Origin of the sequence: Macrococcus epidermidis (assembly GCF_024205965.1) — a bacterium.
Taxonomy (GTDB): Bacteria; Bacillota; Bacilli; order Staphylococcales; family Staphylococcaceae; genus Macrococcoides; species Macrococcoides epidermidis.
Map to the genome: position 1 here is coordinate 353,703 of NZ_CP073819.1, position 17,575 is coordinate 371,277.

Sequence of the window (17,575 nt, forward strand, 5' to 3'; positions counted from 1 at the left end):
GCCAATCAACCAGTCTGCCCATACGTATACATACAGTGCTTTTTCGATTGCGAAAAGCAGGACAAGATATGGTACATGTTTATATTTTTTAGAGATTGCGATATACGCAAATCCCCATAGGATGATTGAAACTTGTCCGACCCACGAAAAAACTACAGGATAATGGATTCATAAATAATTTAGAGAAGATTAAAATCCCAAACAAATTGTAAAGACCAGCAAGTATAAAACCAGTGGAGGTACTTATTTTTTTCATCGTATCACCTCTTGAAAATATGGATTGAAAATAGGTAATAAATATTAGCTAATGTTTCTATAATGCATGTCTTAATAATATTATTACCTCAAGGTTAGATGAATAATCATATCTCGTGGGTATAACAGATTTAAATTTGATGAATCTTAATAGATATTAAGTTATAATATCCTTAAGTTATTTTAATATAATAAATGGTATAGAGTTAGAAAAAAGATTAACGATTATTACAACAATTATTATTTATGAATAATATAAAAATTAATGATTTAATTAGATGATAAAGCATTGTATTAAAACGTTTTGGTGAAAATGTATGGTTGGTATTAAATGATATTCATGGATTTAAACATAGGCTGCATTTGCTAAAGAAAAATATTGAAAAGTATGTTACAATAATTAAACTGAAATAAATAAACTAATATATTAGGGGATAATTTGAATGGGAAAATATCAACTAACAAAAATAATTATTGCAGCATGTTTAACCGTATCGCTTACGGTACCGTTGTCAAAAGCGGAAGCGAGTACTGTCTCTGAGAAAATAAGGAATGATGCTGATCAACTACGCACTGATCTTGAAACAAAGAAACAGTCAGTAAAACAAGAAATTGAGCGTACTAAAGCGGATATAAAACAAAATCATGAAGTGATTAATAATGTGAAAGAAGATATAAATGTTGTGAAGGAGAAGCGTGATGACATAGAGCAACAGCATCAAGAATTTAAGGACAAAGCAGGTCGAGTGATTGAGACAGTAAAACAGGATAAAGCTGAATATGACGATGTGAAGCAGGACGTTAAGAATCGAATTGATTCTAAAGTAGAGCATATTGAAAATAAAGCGCAGAGTGTAGAGCATGCAAAAGATAAAATTGTTATTAATACGCCGAGTTTGCCTAACGTCACGATTAAAGATAAATGGTTTAATGATAATGACAAACAAGCACTTCAAGGATTATTGGATAAGCTTGAGCAAAAAGCGATTACGGATTTACAATATGAAAGAAAAGTGATTGATATATTAAATGATACGTTGAAATCGTATTTAAAATTACATCAGCATGATTTTAATTTTAATCATCTATTAAATAGTGGGTTTGATATTTCTACATTATCAGAAAGAAATAGAGCTTTGATTGAAAGACTTCAAAATTTAAAGAGCCATAATAAGATAAGTGATGATTCTTTTAACATGCAATCACTAGATATCCTAAAAAATGATCTTAAAGAAAAAGCTGATAAATTAGAGCGACTCAACGCAAAATTGAAGTCAGAAGATTCGTCTGATTTAACAAGTGGTTTTGCTGATAATTTTGTAGATAATATTGAAGCGGAACCTGCAACTCAAACAACCGCACCAGTTAAACAAATGAGTACAAGTAATTCGATGCATCAATCTAGTTTACCTGATTCAGGGGAACGACGTAATACTACTTTAGTTTCAGTTGCTATTTTACTGTTAGCTATAGCTATGATTAGTTTCCTTTTCTCAAGAAAACGCAAAAAATAATTTTATAATCAAATGGCACATCACTGTTAAATTATGCTATTGCACAACTATTATTATAATTTAAGACTAAAATGTATATTATTGGATATAATAACTAGAAAGTATTATAATATAGATGAGTAAATAAATAAGGCAAAAGGAGAGATATAAATGTCAGAAGGTAAATTCGATCAAATTAAAGGCAATGTACAAGAAAATGTGGGTAATTTTACGGGAAACAAAGCATTAGAAAATGAAGGTAAAGAAAACAAGGCATTAGGTAAAGTGAAAGAAACTGTTGAAAATGTTTCGGATGATATTAAAGGTAAGATTGATGATTTAAAAAACAATAAAAATTAGTTTTACTGAAACGTATGGGGCTTATGACCATACGTTTTTCATTTAAATCTAATGTTTTTAAAGTTATTTTTAAGGTTATAGTACTAATAACTATTAATAATAAGGGAGCAGATACGATGTTAAATTATATCAATAACTTATTCATCGCTAAAGAAATGTTTAACGCAGGTAAGGGAAAGCTTCAGGAAGATGAAAGCTTAGTTAAAATGTTTGAAGAGTTTGGTTACTCTAAAGAATTTATGAAATTAATCGGTGGCGTTGAAACGACTGGTGCAGCGTTACTAGCTTTATCTATTTTTAATAAGAAATTTAATCAGGCAGGTTCATTACTTGTTGGTGGTGTGATGTTAGGTGCAATCTATTCGCATTTAAAAGCTGGACAAGGTTATGATGCTACGAAGAATGCGAGAAATATTTTAGCATTGAATACTGCATCGTTACTTGCAAGTTTTAAAGATGAGAAGTAATTTAAGCTTTGTATTTAAAATCAATCATTAAACAATAAAACCACAAGTCTTCTTTTGAAGACTTGTGGTTTATTTTAGTTCTCAATTTTATTGTTGATATTACTTTCTCATCAATAATGCACTAACACCTAATGCTGCAGCACCTGCTACAACACCGTAAAACTTTGCGTTTGATTGAGATGCTTCTTTATGTGTGATAAATTGTTGTTTCACTTCATCTTTCGCTACTTTACTTGGTAACTCAACATGATGCATATCTTTAACTTCACCTTTATTTGTATGCACAGGATCAACGATACCTTGTTCTCTCTTCAGTTGATCGAATGACGTGCCGAATCCTTTAACGAATTTCGTTAATACAATAGATCCTTCAATAAAGTCTTTATTTGTTAATACGTTAAGTAATCCTAACCAACCTAAAGGCTTACTTTGGTTATACTCAGTTGAAAGTTTCAAACCTTTGTTAAACTTTAAAATCATTGGCTCGATATCGCTGAAGTTAAATTTACCTAATCCTTGAACAAGTAATAAAGCATTTCTAATAGCCTGATCTGTCTCGGTTTCATTAACAGCTTTTAAAATACGTGTTAAGATAGGATCACTTTGCGCTAATGCAGCATTTGCTGCATTTAATGCTTCATGATCATCAAGTTGCTCAAGTAATCTGAATAATTTGTTCAGTGTATCTTTATGTTGAATTAACTGGTCTTCTAACTCACGTAATTCTTTTGCACGTACCGCTTCAACATCCACTTCCATTGGTTTAACTACTCTTGTAGGTTGCGCCATTATTTATCACCTCTTTTTGATTTAACGATATCTCCAGGGAATACGTAATCAGCTCTATTCCATTTACCTTGAACATTTACGCCCATTTGAGGTACACGGTTACCGAAACGGAAGTTGTTTTCTGGTAATGGTGATTTTCTACTATTATCTAAGATGATTAATTTAGCTTTAGTTTCTTTATATGCTGGTGTTGAAGTATCTTTATCAGCGATAGAACTAGATAGTAGGTTAATTGCTGCATCGCCATTATCGTTCATTGGTAAGTATACTTCTTTACCGAATACGCGGTCAGTAATTAATACGCGAACATCAACTTTACCATAAGGTGATTGAAGTCTTACTAAGTTACCAGTATGAAGACCTTTTTCATCCGCTAGCTCTTGAGATACTTCTAAGAATGCTTCTGGTGTTTCCATTGCAAGACCTTTAACTTGATAAGTCATATTACCTTCATGGAAGTGCTCAAGTAGACGTCCGTTGTTAACATGGATATCGTATTCTTCAGCATATTCTGTTGGTTCAGTCCAGTCAACAGGGAAGAAGTTAGCTTTCTTATCTTCAAATGGGAACCCATCTGTAAATAATAATGGTGAATCTGTACCATCTTCATGAACTGGCCATTGTAAACTGTTAAAGCCTTCAAGTCTATCGTATGATACACCAGAATAAATCGGTGTAAGTGATGCGATTTCATCCATGATTTCACTTGGGTGGCTGTAGTTCCAATCTGCACCTAAACGTTGTGCGATTTCCTGAATGATTCTCCAGTCTGGTTTAGTACCTTCTAAAGGTTCCATTACTTGATATAAACGTTGGATACGACGTTCTGTATTTGAGAATGTGCCTTCTTTTTCAAAACTTGGAGATGCAGGTAGGATAACATCTGCATATTCAGCAGTTTTTGAGAAGAAGATATCCTGAACAACGAAGAATTTTAATTTCTCGAATCCTTCACGTACGTAGTTGATATTAGAATCAACGATACCCATATCTTCACCTTTAAGGTATAACACATCTAATTCGCCTGCATGCATGGCATCTACCATTTGGTGGTTATTCTGGCCAACGTTTGGATTCATTTCAACGCCCCATGCTTTGCTGAACTTATCAAGTACTGCTTTGTCAGCAATCTTTTGGTAACCTGGTAAATGTGTTGGCATACTACCCATATCAGAAGCACCTTGAACGTTATTGTGACCACGTAATGGATATGATCCTGCACCTGGTTTCATATAGTTACCAGTAACAAGTAACATATTAGAAATCGCAGTAGAAGTATCACTACCTCCACGTTGTTGTGTAACACCCATCGCCCACATAACTACAGTAGATTTCGCTTCGTGAATCATTTCTGCAATCTTGATGATTTCAGCTTCACTCATGCCAGTATGTTTAGCAGCATATTCAATTGTATATTTTTGTAATCCTTCTACTAAAGCTTCGTAATTATTTACGTGTTTATCGATGAACGCTTGATCTTGCCAGTTATTATCGATGATGTATTTTGTAACAGCATTTAACCATACTAAGTCACTACCTGGGTTAGGACGGACAAACATATCAGCACGCTCAGCAAGTTCATGTTTACGGATATCTACAACTAATAATTTAGCACCACGTAATTTTTGGGCACTCTTTACACGTGTTGCGATAACTGGATGTGCCTCAGCAGTATTTGTTCCTAAGCCGATGATTAATCCAGCGCTTCCGATATCAGTAATTGAACCTGAATCGCCACCATAACCTACAGTTCTCCATAGTCCCATTGTTGCAGGTGATTGACAGTAACGTGAACAGTTATCAACGTTATTTGTTCCTACAACCTGACGTGCTAATTTTTGCATTAAGAATGATTCTTCATTCGTACATTTTGATGATGTGATAAACGCTAATTTTTCTGGACCGCGTGTATCGATTGTTTCTTTGAATTTGCTTGAGATTAAGCTCAGTGCTTCTTCCCATGTTGCTTCTCTAAAGCCATCAGCTTCACGAATCAATGGTTTCGTTAAACGCTCACCTGAATTTACAAAATCCCAACCGAATTTACCTTTAACACAAGTTGAAATTTGGTTTGCTGGACTTTCAGGACTCGGTTCAACTTTTAAGATTTCACGGTCTTTTGTCCATACTTCAAATGAACATCCAACACCACAGTATGTACATACTGTTTTAGTCTTTTTAATTCTATCTTTACGCATTTCTGCTTCAACATCTGAAATTGCCATTAACGGCGTATAACCAGTTTCAACAGCTTTTGTAACTTCTACTGCTGGACGGAATGCATCTTTCAGCATACCTGTTAAGAAGCCAGCTTCACCGACCATACCAACTTCCATCATTGCATTACATGGACATACTGTTGAACAGTGACCACAATTTACACATGAAGAATCATCGATATTTAAATCAGTATTACCGTCCCAGATAACACGAGGTCGTTCTAATTCCCAGTCAATCATTAATGTTTCGTTTACCTGTACATTCTGACAAGCTTGAACACAGCGACCACAAAGTATACATTGATCTGGATCATAGCGATAGAATTTACCGACATTCTTTGGAGCACCTTTTGGTGACTGCGCAGTTGCCTGGTGATCGATTTTTAAGTTTTTAACTGTATTATGTACTGTACAATTACCATTATTAAAATCACAAACAGTACAGTAAAGTTCATGATTTGCTAATATTCTATCCATAGCGATCATTTGTGCCTCAAATGCATCGCTTGAGCCCGTTCTAACAACGTCTCCGTCTTTTAATTCTGTACTACATGCACGAACGAGTTCCCCATTAACTTCAACGATACAAGCATCACAAGTTTCAATGGCCCCTAAATCTGGATGATAACAAAGTGCTGGTACATCAATACCTTTATAACGCAAGTAATCTAAAATACTTACTTGAGTAGGGACATCCATTGGTTTGCCGTTTAAAATAATGCTGACCATTTGAGATGTTGCTTCTTTCATATAAAAACCCCTTTTCATATTTAAGTTTCTAAAACAATATTTGTGCCCAATTTAATTATACGACTAATCGATAAATATTCAAAATAATGTTTAAAGAAATTACATAAAATTTAACATTACTTCTGAAGAATATTTTATGCTAACTGATTTTATAGTAAACGCTTTCAAATTAAATGCCATGAACACTAAAATAAATAGTGTATACAAAAATCCAAACGACTACCCAAATCGTAAGTTTTGTTTTGTATTTTAAGTTTTTACATAAATAGTGAGAAAGAAAATATGCCAATATTGAAACAATCATAAATCGTAATAAACGTGCAGGGATAGAACCTATAATAAATATTGGTAAACTCATGTGGTTTGGCGCTTCAAATCCAAACAGTTTATATGGTACTCCGAATATCGGGCCAGAAATAAGACCGGTGAAAGGGTGATTATTCATAGCCGTTTCAACATGCTCTATCATATAAGGTTGAACAGAAGGAACAGCTAATAATATGTTTTCTACTATGTCAGGATTATGTTTTGCAGTTAAATATATAATTATCCCTCCTGCAAGTGCACCGATGAGTGTTAGTATAAGAACTTTAGTAACTTTTTTTATATTTTTTTCAGTAATGGCAATATAAGATAAAAAAACGTCTGGAATGATAAAAAATATTGTTGCTTCAGCAAATCCCCATAACAATGCGATTAAACTGACCATAATTATCCCCTCAAAACAAATATTTTATGCAAAATGTATTTTATAATTAAAATAGTAATGTGTATAATTACATTAAATATATCATATTAAAATTAATGAGATGAAGTACATGGATAAAAATAAAACAATAAATTATTGTGATAAAAAGCAAGGAGAATTGTATGATTAGTATTTATGAAAGGAGAATTGTATGATTAGTATTTATGAACTGAAACCAAAATTTCAACAATTATTAATGCCTATCGTTGATAAGTTGCGCGCGGTAGGGATGACACCAAACCAAATAACAGTGAGTGCATTGGTTTTATCTATTATTACGGGAGCGATCATTGCATTGAATTACAACAATAGATGGATTTTTTTACTGATGCCGATAGTGATGTTTGTACGTATGGCACTCAATGCAATAGATGGCGTTATGGCAAAGAAATATAATATGAAATCTAATCTAGGTATGTTACTTAATGAAATTGGTGATGTAGTTAGTGATCTTGTATTATTCTTACCTTTTATATTGATAGTGCATGATAAAGGAATCTCTGTTCTTTTGTTTATTGGTTTTTCAATTGTTAGTGAAATGGCAGGAAGTCTTGTCCAGATTATCGGCGCTAAACGCATGTATAATGGTCCGATGGGTAAAAGTGACAGAGCATTCTTGATTGGTTTAGTATCATTATTGATTGCATTGAATATAAAAATTATTCCTTTTATACATATCATCCTGTACATCGCAACATTACTCATTATATTAAATACGTATATAAGAATCGCTAATGGATTGAAAGGAGCATCATATGAATCTGAATAGGTTGTCGGATGAAATGATAACTGTATTGATTGGTATTTTCATAGTACTCATCATTTCAACGATTATTAGTCAAATATTACTCAGGAAATATCCGAATAAAGATACTGGAAATATTTGGTTGCGTGTGAAATCGTGGTGGATGATGTGTATTATTTTCGCGCTCGCACTCATAATACATAAAACAGTGTCCCTTATCTTTATGGCATTTCTTTGTTTTATCGCATTAAAGGAATACTTTTCATTAATTCCAACAAATCGAAGTCATCGTTTAGTATATTTATGGGCGTATTTATCAATACCGATACAATTTATACTCATTTATAAAGGTTTTTATGGATTCTTTATTGTATTCATCCCTGTTTATATGTTCTTGTTTATTCCAATCCAGGCATTGATTGTTGGAGAAACGAAAGGATTTTTACATTCTATGGCAACGATTCAATGGGGAATTATGCTGTTTGTCTTTAGTTTAAGTCACTTAGCATATTTAATAGTGTTGCCGGGTGATGATAATATGGTATCTGGTGCAAGTCTAGTATTATTTTTAGTGATACTTACACAAGCGAATGATGTATTTCAATATATTACCGGAAAACTCTTTGGTAAACGAAAGATTATACCGAAAGTTAGTCCTAACAAAACATGGGCAGGATTTATTGGAGGAATCATTCTTACAACAATTCTCGCAACAATTTTAGGTCCTTTACTTACGCCTTTTACTTTAGCAGGAATGATTATTGCAGGAATATATATCAGTGTTAGTGGGTTTATTGGTGATGTGAATATCTCAGCACTGAAACGTGATTTAAATATAAAAGATACATCTCAGGCAATACCCGGACACGGCGGCATATTAGATCGTGTTGATTCGCTGACATATACTGCACCACTATTCTTTCATTTTACAAGATTCTTCTATTTTTAGAGAGGTGACGTAATTTATGCGCAATATATTGTTTGCACTGATTGTTCGTCCCATTGTATTTGTTGTTTTAGGGTTGAATATTAGAAACTATGAAAGATTACAGCAATCAGGTCCGTTAGTATTAATCGCCAATCATAATAGCCATCTGGATACAATTGTATTAATGAGTCTATTTAAAGGGAAGAGTTTTCGTCATGTACGACCAGTGGCTGCTGGAGATTATTTTCTGAAGAATAAACTATTAAGCTGGTTCTCAACAAAAGTAATGAATATTATACCGATTGAACGGAAGATGACAAAAGATTTTAAAGGGATGTTTCAACCGATATTAGATGAATTAGATAATGATGGTATTATCATATTGTATCCAGAAGGATCACGTGGTGAACCTGAGAAATTATCAAAATACAAATCAGGTATTTATTATTTAATGAGAGAAAGACCGGAAATACCGATTCAGCCAATATTTATGCATGGTTTAGGAAAAGCATTGCCGAAAGATAGCTTTATACTCGTGCCATTTTTTGTTGATATCTTTATAGGTGAACCATTCAAGTTCACTGCCGATAGGAAGTTATTTATGGAAGACGTAACAAATCGATTAAACGTTTTAAGAGATGAAGGAAACTTTAAAGAGTGGTAGTCTATTAAATAAATAATAATTATTAGGGGATGTTTGTATGTTTTTACCACAATTGTTTAAAGTAGAAGATTTTAATGCGCTAATTACTTTCTTGAAAAGAAATTCATTTGCAACGGTTATATCATCGCAAAACGATGTACCTTACGCATCCCAGGTACCAGTCATGGTTGATGTAAATGATGATGAAATTGTGTTGTCATTTCATTTAGCAAGACCAAATCCGCAAAATAAAACGCTTACAAACAATGATAATGTACTGATTCAATTTACCGGTGCACACGGTTATGTATCGTCTTCTTGGTATGAACAAGAAGAAGTTTCTACGTGGAATTATCAGGCAGCGCAGCTAAAAGGAGAATGTGCTGTACTCGATCAAGATGAACTGATGGAAGACTTAAAACGTTTGACTGATCATTATGAAACAGGTGACAATGCGAGAACTTTTGATACGTTAAGTGAAGATGTATTAAAACAGGCTAAAGGGGTTATCGGATATAAAGTAAAGGTTCGTGAAGCGGGTCTTAAATATAAACTAAGTCAGAATAGAAGTGACAAAGATTATAAAAATATCGTCTTGAATTTACGTGATAGTGATAATCAGGATGATAACCGCTTAGCTGATGAGATGGAAAAGATAAGAACGATATAAGGGATAAATAAATACAGGTTATTGATTATAAAATAAGCAAATAAAATGAATAAAAAAATAAAACGTAGTATGATGATACCACTTTGGAGGTGTGGTAATGGAACATATTAAGGATTATGACACATTGGTAGATAAAATGAATCAAGAGAAGTTTGTATTATATGTAATGAGTGAGGGATGTAGTGTTTGTCACGCAGACCTTCCAAAAGTAGAACGCTTAGTTGAAAATTATGATATACCGAGTGCAAAGATTTTAGTCAATGAAATCCCAGAATCTGCGGGTCAGTTGTCTCTATTTACTGCTCCGGTGATTATATTAAACGCGCAAGGTAGAGAATTTCATAGACAAGCACGTATTATAGACTTTGAAGCATTAGACTACCGTCTAAGTCAGTTAAATGATTTATAGGGAAAGTGAATAAATACAATATGAAATGACAACTTTGGTTGTCTTTTTATTTTGACTTTTTATCAATGCATGGTATATTTGTATCTGTATCAGATACAACAACAAAACGGAAGTGAGATGAAGTTCATGGATATTAAATTTTCAGTTGCACTGCACATTATGGTAATGATATCAGAATCAACAGAGGTTCAGAATTCAGACACTTTAGCGAATAGCGTAAATACGAATCCAAGTTATATCAGAAAGATTACAGCATTATTAAAGAAATCAGATTTAATCGAAAGTACACAAGGTAAGAGTGGGATGTCACTTCTTAAATCAAGTCGAGATATTAATTTATTAGAAATTTATCAGGCAGTACATCCAAAAGAAGTGAAACTATTAAATGTTCATACAGACGTAAATCCAGAGTGTCCTGTCGCTCAGAATATTGAAACGGTGCTCAATCCGATATTTACAGATGCCGAACAGCAATTATTTCAATCATTAAAAGCAAGAACGTTAGAAGATGTTATTAAACAAATGAAGGAGAATCATAATGAAAGCCATTCAAATCAAGCAATATAGTAAAGATATTAAAGTAGACACTAATAAAATAATATCGATAATTGATTATAAAAAGTAATTATATAAAAAGAAATTATATAAAATAATATTAGGAGTGAAATACATGTCAGTAGAAAAATTATTTGAACCACTTGTATTAAGCAATGGTGTAACGATTAAAAATAGATTATATAAAGGCGCGATGAGTGAAGGGATGGGTGACAAAACACATCGTCCTACAGAAGAACTGGTTAATGCTTATAAACATTGGGCTGATGGTGGTATAGGGATGTCACTTACAGGGAATGTAATGGTTGATAGACGCTATCTTGGTGAGCCAGGTAATGTCGTCATTGAAGATGATAGAGATTTAGATATATTAACACGTTGGGCAGATGCAGGTAAACGTAACGGTAGTCATATTTGGATGCAAATTAATCATCCAGGTAAACAAAGCCCTAAATCAGTATCAAAGCAACCAATCGCACCAAGTGCTATCCCGATTGGAGGAGATGCTGGTAGTGCATTTAATCCACCGCGTGAAATGACAATCAATGAAATTAAGGAAACGATTGAACGCTTTGTTACAGCTGCAGTAGTAGCGAAGAAAGCAGGATTTACTGGTGTTCAGATTCATGGCGCACATGGATATTTAGTAAGTCAGTTCTTATCATCAAGAGATAACCGACGTTTTGATGAGTATGGTGGGACTTTAGAGAAACGTATGCAATTCTTAATTGATATTTATACAGGAATGAGAAACGCGCTTGGAGAAGATTTCCCAATCAGCTTGAAGATTAATTCAACAGACTTTAATGATAAAGGATTCTCATTAGAAGATTCAATTGCAGTGATCAAGAAAATGGCTGAATTAGGTATTGATCATATTGAAATATCAGGCGGAGATTATGAGAAACCTGAAATGATGGGTGACGGTGAAGTATATTTCTTGGATTATGCGAAAAAAATCAGTGACATTGTAGATGTACCAATCTCAGTTATCGGTGGATTCCGAAAACAAGAAAGTATGATTGATACGATAACGAATACAAATGTAGCAATGATTGGTATTGCAAGACCACTAGTCTTAAATCCTGAATTACCAAATCAACTTCACAATGGCACATACGAAGATATGACGATTCCAAGACTGACAACGAAAGTGAAGTCACTCGATAAAAAGTTAGGTGGTTTTATCGGTATTGCATATTATGAACAGCAAATCAGAAGACTCGGAAACAATCAAAACCCTGTAGTCCATACAAACGCATGGAGTCCATTATTTGATCTTGCTAAAACACATGGTGCCAGAGCATTCACGAAAAGAAGAAGATAATTATTATCCGGGATGTTTTTACATCTCGGATTTTTTACGTCCATTCCTATCTTAAATAGATGATTTCATTTATTAAGCAAATCAATTTATAGTAAACTTAAGAAAAGGAGTGATATTCATGACTTTACTAGAACGAATTCAGAACATCGAAATATTAAAAGATGATCCAATTTATGATGAGATTCATGAGCATAAAGGAAACAATGAAAGATTATCATTTGAAATAAATGATGGTTATAAAAAAAATTCAGAAGTATTAAAAATTCTTGGTGAAATGACGAGTCAAACGATTGATGAAAGTGTTGTCGTCTCTCTGCCATTCTATACTGACTACGGAAGACATATTAAATTAGGGAAAGAAATCTTTATCAACAAGAATGTAACGTTTGTTGATTTAGGTGGTATTGAGATAGAAGATAATGTGTTAATCGGACCATCAGCAAGAATAATATCAGTGAACCATATTGTAGATCCAGCGAAACGACGTGGTCTTGTCGTAAACAAAGTGATCATTAAGAAAAACGCATGGATCGGTGCGAACGTCACTGTATTACCTGGTGTTACAGTTGGAGAGAATTCAATTGTTGCAGCAGATTCAACAGTAACAAAAGACGTTCCACCGAATACCATTGTGGCCGGCACACCTGCTAAAGTAATTAAGGAAATTGAATAGGAGCTGATTTGATGAGTACACTTGTTATTATCACTCATCCAGAAATGCATATATCAATTGTTAATCGTATGTGGAAAGAAGCTTTAATTGAAGCGGATATTGATGTCGTGGATCTTTACGAATTATATCCGGATTCAAAGCTGGATGTTTCTGAAGAGCAACAGAGGTTGCTAAAATACGATAAAGTGATTTTTCAATTCCCGTTCTATTGGTATAGCAGCCCACCATTGTTAAAACAATATCTTGATGAAGTATTCTTGTTTAACTATGCATATGGACCAAAAGGAACAAAGCTAAAGGATAAATCTTTTGGGTTAGCTGTCACTGTAGGTAGTCCGGAATCGGATTACACTGCAAAAGGATTCAATAAGTTTACTATGGATGAATTATTGACTCCATTTGAAGCAACGTTCCATTATGTTGGTGCGCAATATGTTGGATACTTCGCGCAATTCGGCACCGTCAATCATGCGATTGAAAGTGAATTGAGAGAAGGTACAAAACGATATATTGAATTTGTGAATAGACAATATGAGAGATGAACTTAATTAAATAAAGAGTAAGTACTGGTAATTGAAATTTATCAGTACTTACTCTTTTTTTCTAGTGATTCAATCCATACTCATAAGAAACACCTAGATTCTCACGTAATGTTTCACCCTCATATTCTGTATGGAATAATCCGCGTTCTTGTAAGATAGGAACAACTTGTTCTACGAAACCTTTAACACCAGCATGTGATGAGTCTGGAACGATTGAGAATCTGTCTGTCGCATCTGCAACAGCTCCTGGCATACGCCACGTCTTAAATTCACCACCATAACCAGAAACCATTTGTAACGCAAGTTTCATCTTACCGCCTCGCGTTGAATATTCATTAACAGAGATGGGACAAGAGATATTACCGATTCTTAAAATGATGGAGTCTTATGGCAAGAAGCATGGGGAACAGGCAGAAGATTATATGTAACATAATTAAAAGCACAAGAAAGGAGTTTAATTCCTTCCGTGTGCTTTTTAAATTTCAAAATAATAGTGAAAATGATTTTTACATCCCGGATTGAATGGATGCGTACAGTTAGGACATTGTGTAACATTGACATACACATTAATCGGGATTTCTGTTTGGCAAACACCACATAAAACAGCTGTCACTTCAGAATGTATCGGATATTTTTCAGCTGGAGATTTATGATTAATCTCTTCATAACACAAATGACAAGGATAATATGTATTGCTATCAGGGAACCTATAGCATACTACATCTACAGGCGCGTTATAATGCGCACATCTTCCTTGTTCATCTACTGCTATACCTTCTATAAGGTGTTCCGTCATATATTCCACCTCTTACTGTTGTTCTAGTATCCCATCTTCCATATGGTACACTTTATCGAAATACTCAAGTAACCTCGTATCATGCGTTACAACAATCGCTGCCTTATTACTGTCTTTAACGATTGTACGAATCATTTGAATCACTTCAACTGCACGTTTCCCATCTAAACTTGCTGTCGGTTCATCAGCCAGAATAAGCGAAGGGTTAGTGTACATCGCTTTAAGAATTGCAACACGTTGACGTTGTCCGCCTGAGAGTTCAGCAGGGAATTGATTGAGCACATTTTCAAGGCCTAGTTGTTTTACCTGACTTTGAAATTCAGCTGTTTCAATATGATTTTTATTCACTTTGTCTAGTAACTTAAACTGATCTTTGACCTTCAGGAATGGGACTAAATTTGACGACTGTAATATAAATCCTATCTTCTTTAGACGTAGTTTCGCGCGTTGTTTCTCTGAAAGTTTACTTACATCATCATTATCGATTATTATTGTACCGTTTGTTGGTTGCTGAAGTAATCCGGCGATGGTTAAGAATGTACTTTTACCAGAACCAGATGGGCCGATGACAGCTACCATTTCTCCTGCATTGATATGGAAATCAACAGGTTTTAGTGCTTCGACATAAGTTTGGTCTTTACCAAATGATTTGTTAACTTCTTTTAATGTTAATACCATATGCTCACCTTATCCTATCGTTTTTAATGGATCTACTTTTTGGATTGAACGGATAGAGAATAATCCACCGATAATCGCTGTTAATATAATAACGCCGGCATAAATTCCAATCATTGACCATACAAACTTTATTGGTACAACATCAGGTATGATGTTAGCAGTGATTATAGTAAGTATCAGTGCAATGACGACAGCGATAACTGATAAGATTAACGTCTGGATGATTAATGATCGCGCTAAGAAGCCATTGCTAATCCCTTGTGCTTTAAGTAGACCAAATACGGGTGCTTTTTGAATCGTTAATATATAAAGGAATATCCCGATAATAAATGTTGCAATCGTAAATAAGAAATAACTCATGACATCTAGTGTCAGCTTTTGTTCTGTGTAACCTGGCAACTTAGTAATAAACGTTTCTTTATCAATTGCTTCAAAGTCACTATCGATTTTTTGGGCTTTATAATTCGAATCTTTAATTAAAAATGCATTCGCTTTGTCTTTCAAACGGTTCATAGAAAGTTTGTCTGCAGTTGCATTATTACTGTACAACACATTCGCTGCATTATATTTTGCGTTATTTGTAAATCCAACGATCTTTAAATCTTCATCACTACCAGCAATATCCACAGTATCTCCGAGTTTAAAGCCTTTTTGTTTTAATCCATCGTTCGCAACCACTTCGTAATCATCGTTAAAGGACTTACCTTCTGTAATATTAGGATTGATGAATGTGTCTTTATCTATTCCGAATAACAATGTATTTTGTTTTTTATCACCTTTTGCGATGATCACTGCAAGATTCTTAATTGGCGCGACTTTATCGAACTTATTATCCAATGCATCTTGCTCCATTAAAGATTGTGCTAAGTTTCTGTTAGATTCTTTCGTGACGACAATTGCATCTGGATTCCATTTATCAATTGCTTCTCGGTTCATTCCCATTAAGCCATTAGATAGTCCGGAAATTAAAAATAATAAATATGAAATTAAAACAAGTACACCGATAATCAGTGAGAACTTGAGTTTGTTATGCATGATTTCTTTCCAGGCTAAGAACATCTGTTTTCCTCATTTCTATAAAATTTAATGTCTAGATATAGACTCAATTATAGATTAATTGCGACATAATAATGAGTAATATGCATTAAAAATAATCTTTCTATTAAAAGCCTACTCATTTTATTATACCAATAGTCAATTTATCATGCGAGGTATATGCAAAATGAATGGAAAAGTATATAAAGGGTATTGAATATAACGAAGACATTTATAAGGGGTGAGATAATGATAAAAAAATCCAAAGTTATAATACTTGGAGCAGGTGCTGGTGGTATATCAACTGCAAGTAGATTAAAAAATGCAGGGGTAAAAGATATACTTATTATTGATTATGCGGATAAACATGCATATCAGCCAGCCTGGCCACTTGTAGGTTCTGGGGATGAGAAGAAGAAAGATACGGTTAAGCCTATGAAAAAAGTTATACCGAATGGAATTGATTACGAACAGCAAAAGGTGAAATTTATTCAGCCGGTAGAACGTAAAGTTCATTTGGATAACGGTGAATATGTGATGTATGAATATTTAGTGGTAGCACTTGGCATCCAGCTTGATTTCAATAAGATAGAAGGTTTAGAAGAAACTTTAGGAAAGAATGGTGTATGTACGAACTATCTTTATGATTATTTAGACTATACGTACAAGACGTTGAAACAGACAAATGATGGCAATATCATTGTAACGAAACCGAAATCAGTAATTAAAGGTGGGGTCTCACCAGAAAATTCAATATTTACTTTTGATGAGTTTGTTCATGACAAGAAAAAGAATCAACCACATTTAATCTTTAAGACGGGAAAAGATACGCTATTTCCTGTAGAAAAGTATAGAGCATATATTGAAAAACATTTGAATAATAAGGATATTGAGTATGGATTGAATCAGGAACTTGTGAAAGTTGATGGCAAGAACCAGCGTGCTACTTTTAAAGATTTAGTTGCTTTGGAAACATATGAAGTGCCATTCTCGATGCTACTTGTTACACCGCCGATGAGTGCACCTGACGTCGTGAAGCAATCTACTTTAAGTGATGCTGAAGGATGGCTGGATGTAGATCCAAATACATTACAGCATGTGCGTCATCTAAATGTATTTGGAATAGGAGATTGTACGAACTTGCCAACAGTAAAGATGGGAGCTGCAGTGAGGAAACAAGTGCCTATTCTTGTGAAAAACTTATTATCACAAATGAATAATAGACCGTTATCTAGTCATTATGATGGCGCAACGGCATGTCCTGTAGCAACTGAATATGGACAGGCGTTTATCGCAGAATTCGGATATGATATGAAACCGAAAGAGTCGATGCCGATCGATCAAGGTAAGACCAATCCATTGCTATATCAAGTGAAGAAACGTGCGATTCCATTTATGTACTGGCATGCGATGTTAAAGGGCAAAGGTTAAGTGATGTTTTACGTATTCGCAGTAGGGTAAAGTAATCGTGTATACGAGCCAATAGGAAATAG

The 17,575-nt window shown here is 34.0% G+C and carries 20 protein-coding genes and 1 pseudogene; 14 read left to right on the plus strand and 7 right to left on the minus strand.

Annotated elements, in window-relative coordinates:
- Nucleotides 1-698: 698 nt before the first annotated feature.
- The 3 genes from KFV12_RS01930 to KFV12_RS01940 all read left to right on the plus strand — a co-directional run bounded on the left by KFV12_RS01930 (nt 699) and on the right by KFV12_RS01940 (nt 2,575).
- Complete coding sequence (locus tag KFV12_RS01930; protein WP_254257146.1) at nt 699-1,769, plus strand: LPXTG cell wall anchor domain-containing protein; 1,071 nt, start codon at nt 699-701, stop codon at nt 1,767-1,769.
- 150 nt (nt 1,770-1,919) lie between these two features.
- Complete coding sequence (locus KFV12_RS01935; RefSeq protein ID WP_254257147.1) at nt 1,920-2,108, plus strand: CsbD family protein; 189 nt, start codon at nt 1,920-1,922, stop codon at nt 2,106-2,108.
- A 116-nt stretch (nt 2,109-2,224) separates the two neighbouring features.
- Complete coding sequence (locus KFV12_RS01940) at nt 2,225-2,575, plus strand: DoxX family protein (protein ID WP_240838735.1); 351 nt, start codon at nt 2,225-2,227, stop codon at nt 2,573-2,575.
- A 99-nt stretch (nt 2,576-2,674) separates the two neighbouring features.
- Here KFV12_RS01940 and KFV12_RS01945 read toward each other — a convergent pair whose 3' ends face one another.
- From KFV12_RS01945 to KFV12_RS01955, 3 genes are all read right to left on the minus strand, one after another.
- Entirely contained in the window at nt 2,675-3,364 is a 690-nt protein-coding gene (locus KFV12_RS01945) for a helical membrane plugin domain-containing protein (RefSeq protein WP_254257148.1), read from the minus strand.
- Entirely contained in the window at nt 3,364-6,333 is a 2,970-nt protein-coding gene (gene fdhF, locus KFV12_RS01950) for a formate dehydrogenase subunit alpha (RefSeq protein ID WP_111717194.1), read from the minus strand. Before fdhF ends, KFV12_RS01945 begins: the two co-directional genes overlap by 1 nt.
- A gap of 169 nt (nt 6,334-6,502) precedes the next feature.
- Nucleotides 6,503-7,042: a hypothetical protein gene (locus KFV12_RS01955; protein ID WP_111717196.1), complete on the minus strand. Its 540-nt coding sequence runs from the start codon at nt 7,040-7,042 to the stop codon at nt 6,503-6,505.
- Between the two features lie 190 nt (nt 7,043-7,232).
- Here KFV12_RS01955 and KFV12_RS01960 point away from each other — a divergent pair, with 190 nt between their 5' ends.
- The 9 genes from KFV12_RS01960 to KFV12_RS02000 all read left to right on the plus strand — a co-directional run bounded on the left by KFV12_RS01960 (nt 7,233) and on the right by KFV12_RS02000 (nt 13,573).
- Nucleotides 7,233-7,850 carry a CDP-alcohol phosphatidyltransferase family protein gene (locus tag KFV12_RS01960; RefSeq protein WP_111717198.1) on the plus strand — a complete coding sequence of 206 codons (618 nt, stop codon included), beginning with the start codon at nt 7,233-7,235 and terminating at the stop codon, nt 7,848-7,850.
- A complete protein-coding gene (locus KFV12_RS01965; RefSeq protein ID WP_254257149.1) occupies nt 7,837-8,775 on the plus strand; it encodes a phosphatidate cytidylyltransferase in 939 nt (312 codons plus the stop codon). The genes KFV12_RS01960 and KFV12_RS01965 overlap by 14 nt, the downstream gene beginning before the upstream one ends.
- A gap of 16 nt (nt 8,776-8,791) precedes the next feature.
- Nucleotides 8,792-9,418: a lysophospholipid acyltransferase family protein gene (locus tag KFV12_RS01970; RefSeq protein ID WP_111717202.1), complete on the plus strand. Its 627-nt coding sequence runs from the start codon at nt 8,792-8,794 to the stop codon at nt 9,416-9,418.
- Between the two features lie 37 nt (nt 9,419-9,455).
- Complete coding sequence (locus tag KFV12_RS01975; RefSeq protein ID WP_254257150.1) at nt 9,456-10,067, plus strand: FMN-binding negative transcriptional regulator; 612 nt, start codon at nt 9,456-9,458, stop codon at nt 10,065-10,067.
- 97 nt (nt 10,068-10,164) lie between these two features.
- Complete coding sequence (locus KFV12_RS01980) at nt 10,165-10,476, plus strand: thioredoxin family protein (protein ID WP_254257151.1); 312 nt, start codon at nt 10,165-10,167, stop codon at nt 10,474-10,476.
- A gap of 126 nt (nt 10,477-10,602) precedes the next feature.
- Nucleotides 10,603-11,043, plus strand: coding sequence for an Rrf2 family transcriptional regulator (locus KFV12_RS01985; protein WP_254257152.1), 441 nt, complete (start codon nt 10,603-10,605; stop codon nt 11,041-11,043).
- A gap of 103 nt (nt 11,044-11,146) precedes the next feature.
- The gene (locus KFV12_RS01990) at nt 11,147-12,358 is read left to right on the plus strand and encodes an NADH:flavin oxidoreductase/NADH oxidase family protein (protein ID WP_254257153.1); all 1,212 of its coding nucleotides are present in this window, start codon (nt 11,147-11,149) and stop codon (nt 12,356-12,358) included.
- A 109-nt stretch (nt 12,359-12,467) separates the two neighbouring features.
- Nucleotides 12,468-13,031 carry a DapH/DapD/GlmU-related protein gene (locus KFV12_RS01995; RefSeq protein ID WP_254257154.1) on the plus strand — a complete coding sequence of 188 codons (564 nt, stop codon included), beginning with the start codon at nt 12,468-12,470 and terminating at the stop codon, nt 13,029-13,031.
- Between the two features lie 11 nt (nt 13,032-13,042).
- The gene (locus KFV12_RS02000) at nt 13,043-13,573 is read left to right on the plus strand and encodes an NAD(P)H-dependent oxidoreductase (protein ID WP_254257155.1); all 531 of its coding nucleotides are present in this window, start codon (nt 13,043-13,045) and stop codon (nt 13,571-13,573) included.
- A 61-nt stretch (nt 13,574-13,634) separates the two neighbouring features.
- Here KFV12_RS02000 and KFV12_RS02005 read toward each other — a convergent pair whose 3' ends face one another.
- A complete protein-coding gene (locus tag KFV12_RS02005; protein WP_254257156.1) occupies nt 13,635-13,883 on the minus strand; it encodes a hypothetical protein in 249 nt (82 codons plus the stop codon).
- 1 nt (nt 13,884) lies between these two features.
- Here KFV12_RS02005 and KFV12_RS02010 point away from each other — a divergent pair.
- Nucleotides 13,885-14,001, plus strand: a pseudogene (locus KFV12_RS02010) (winged helix-turn-helix transcriptional regulator); the annotation flags it as partial.
- 47 nt (nt 14,002-14,048) lie between these two features.
- Here KFV12_RS02010 and KFV12_RS02015 read toward each other — a convergent pair.
- The 3 genes from KFV12_RS02015 to KFV12_RS02025 are packed head-to-tail and all read right to left on the minus strand — an operon-like array spanning nt 14,049 to nt 16,106.
- Entirely contained in the window at nt 14,049-14,369 is a 321-nt protein-coding gene (locus KFV12_RS02015; protein ID WP_111717217.1) for a CHY zinc finger protein, read from the minus strand.
- 12 nt (nt 14,370-14,381) lie between these two features.
- Nucleotides 14,382-15,047 (minus strand): ABC transporter ATP-binding protein, encoded by a 666-nt coding sequence (locus tag KFV12_RS02020; RefSeq protein WP_099578899.1) that lies wholly within the window; start codon nt 15,045-15,047, stop codon nt 14,382-14,384.
- 9 nt (nt 15,048-15,056) lie between these two features.
- Nucleotides 15,057-16,106: an ABC transporter permease gene (locus tag KFV12_RS02025; protein ID WP_111717219.1), complete on the minus strand. Its 1,050-nt coding sequence runs from the start codon at nt 16,104-16,106 to the stop codon at nt 15,057-15,059.
- Between the two features lie 225 nt (nt 16,107-16,331).
- Here KFV12_RS02025 and KFV12_RS02030 point away from each other — a divergent pair, with 225 nt between their 5' ends.
- Nucleotides 16,332-17,513, plus strand: coding sequence for an NAD(P)/FAD-dependent oxidoreductase (locus tag KFV12_RS02030; RefSeq protein WP_111717221.1), 1,182 nt, complete (start codon nt 16,332-16,334; stop codon nt 17,511-17,513).
- The last annotated feature ends 62 nt before the right edge of the window (nt 17,514-17,575 follow it).

Coding starts and splice junctions, on each gene's coding strand:
- KFV12_RS01930 (WP_254257146.1), top strand. CDS start 699: ATGGGAAAATATCAACTAACAAAAATAATTATTGCAGCATGTTTAACC.
- KFV12_RS01935 (WP_254257147.1), top strand. CDS start 1,920: ATGTCAGAAGGTAAATTCGATCAAATTAAAGGCAATGTACAAGAAAAT.
- KFV12_RS01940 (WP_240838735.1), top strand. CDS start 2,225: ATGTTAAATTATATCAATAACTTATTCATCGCTAAAGAAATGTTTAAC.
- KFV12_RS01945 (WP_254257148.1), bottom strand. CDS start 3,364: ATGGCGCAACCTACAAGAGTAGTTAAACCAATGGAAGTGGATGTTGAA.
- fdhF (WP_111717194.1), bottom strand. CDS start 6,333: ATGAAAGAAGCAACATCTCAAATGGTCAGCATTATTTTAAACGGCAAA.
- KFV12_RS01955 (WP_111717196.1), bottom strand. CDS start 7,042: ATGGTCAGTTTAATCGCATTGTTATGGGGATTTGCTGAAGCAACAATA.
- KFV12_RS01960 (WP_111717198.1), top strand. CDS start 7,233: ATGATTAGTATTTATGAACTGAAACCAAAATTTCAACAATTATTAATG.
- KFV12_RS01965 (WP_254257149.1), top strand. CDS start 7,837: ATGAATCTGAATAGGTTGTCGGATGAAATGATAACTGTATTGATTGGT.
- KFV12_RS01970 (WP_111717202.1), top strand. CDS start 8,792: ATGCGCAATATATTGTTTGCACTGATTGTTCGTCCCATTGTATTTGTT.
- KFV12_RS01975 (WP_254257150.1), top strand. CDS start 9,456: ATGTTTTTACCACAATTGTTTAAAGTAGAAGATTTTAATGCGCTAATT.
- KFV12_RS01980 (WP_254257151.1), top strand. CDS start 10,165: ATGGAACATATTAAGGATTATGACACATTGGTAGATAAAATGAATCAA.
- KFV12_RS01985 (WP_254257152.1), top strand. CDS start 10,603: ATGGATATTAAATTTTCAGTTGCACTGCACATTATGGTAATGATATCA.
- KFV12_RS01990 (WP_254257153.1), top strand. CDS start 11,147: ATGTCAGTAGAAAAATTATTTGAACCACTTGTATTAAGCAATGGTGTA.
- KFV12_RS02000 (WP_254257155.1), top strand. CDS start 13,043: ATGAGTACACTTGTTATTATCACTCATCCAGAAATGCATATATCAATT.
- KFV12_RS02005 (WP_254257156.1), bottom strand. CDS start 13,883: ATGAAACTTGCGTTACAAATGGTTTCTGGTTATGGTGGTGAATTTAAG.
- KFV12_RS02015 (WP_111717217.1), bottom strand. CDS start 14,369: ATGACGGAACACCTTATAGAAGGTATAGCAGTAGATGAACAAGGAAGA.
- KFV12_RS02020 (WP_099578899.1), bottom strand. CDS start 15,047: ATGGTATTAACATTAAAAGAAGTTAACAAATCATTTGGTAAAGACCAA.
- KFV12_RS02025 (WP_111717219.1), bottom strand. CDS start 16,106: ATGTTCTTAGCCTGGAAAGAAATCATGCATAACAAACTCAAGTTCTCA.
- KFV12_RS02030 (WP_111717221.1), top strand. CDS start 16,332: ATGATAAAAAAATCCAAAGTTATAATACTTGGAGCAGGTGCTGGTGGT.